Source organism: Streptomyces katrae (genome assembly GCF_000966975.1).
Classification (GTDB): domain Bacteria; phylum Actinomycetota; class Actinomycetes; order Streptomycetales; family Streptomycetaceae; genus Streptomyces; species Streptomyces katrae.
Genome location: NZ_JZWV01001687.1, coordinates 1 through 1,076 on the forward strand (window position 1 = coordinate 1; position 1,076 = coordinate 1,076).

The following is a 1,076-nucleotide window of genomic DNA, read 5'->3' on the forward strand; positions in this document are numbered from 1 at the left end:
CCGGACCACTTCCCGCCGGCCTCCCCGGGCCAGCAGGAGCACCGCCGCCACCAGCACCCCGTACGCCGTCCAGTCCTGCCAGCCCGGCCGTCCCAGCCAGCCCAGCTGCCTCTCCGCCTGCCCCGTGCTCACCACCGCCAGCGGCAGCAGCCCGGCGGCGACCGCCCCGGCCGCCCACCGCCAGCCCCTCGCCCGCCAGGCGGTGAACCCGTGCGCGAACAGCGCCAGGACCGCGAACTCGTGCAGCCAGCAGCCCACCAGCAGCACCAACGCGTAGGCCACCCACCACCGGCGCAGCATCAGGTACGTCGCCCAGGCCACGGCCGCCGCGACCAGGGCGTACGAGCGGCCCTCCTGCCCGTACATCTGCACGGGCGGCAGCACGACGTACACCGCGCCCGCCCACAGCGCGGCCCGCTCCCCCGCCAGCCGGTGTGCCACGGCGGCGACCCCGCCGGCGGCGAGGGCCGTCCCCGCCACGGACGGCAGGCGCAGCACCCACAGCCCGCCACCACCGGGCCCCCCGGGCCCGCCCTCCCCCCACACCCCGGCCACGGCGAACACGGCGTGCATCACCCCGTAATACAGCCCGTGCACGGCGTCGATCTGTCCGAGCAGCCCCCACAGTTCCCCGGCCGGCCGGTGCGCGACCTGCCAGGTGGTGGATTCGTCGCGCCACATGCTGCCCGCGCCCGGGCCCCGCGGCAGCCCCCAGAGGCCGAGGAGGAGTACGGCGAGCAGCGGCGGGAACCAGCGCCAGGGGGCCATGCGGTGGATGACGTCCTCCGGGGTGCTTTCCGTAGCGGGTCGGGGCCTCCATACTCGGGGGCGGTACCGGTGACCCGCAGGAGGTCCGCGACCGCAGGAGGTCGGAGTGCGAGCGATGCGAGCGGCCGGGGCCGCGGCGGCGGTGCTGCTCGCCGCGGTGGCCCTGGCGGGGTGCGGCGACGACGGCTCCCCGGGCGCCCCCACACCGGCGGGGGCCACGGCGCCCGCCACCGCGACCGCCCCGCCGTCGCCCGCGACCAGCGCCCCCGGTCCCACCACCCCCGCCCCCGCGCGCACCACCCCTGTCC

Annotated in this window: 2 pseudogenes; one reads left to right on the plus strand and one right to left on the minus strand. The window is 78.4% G+C overall.

What is annotated here, in order from left to right:
- Positions 1 to 768: pseudogene (locus tag VR44_RS40105) on the minus strand (glycosyltransferase family 39 protein); the annotation flags it as partial.
- Between the two features lie 106 nt (positions 769 to 874).
- On the opposite strand from VR44_RS40105, the pseudogene VR44_RS40110 reads away from it, so the two are divergent.
- Positions 875 to 1,076, plus strand: a pseudogene (locus VR44_RS40110) (hypothetical protein); the annotation flags it as partial.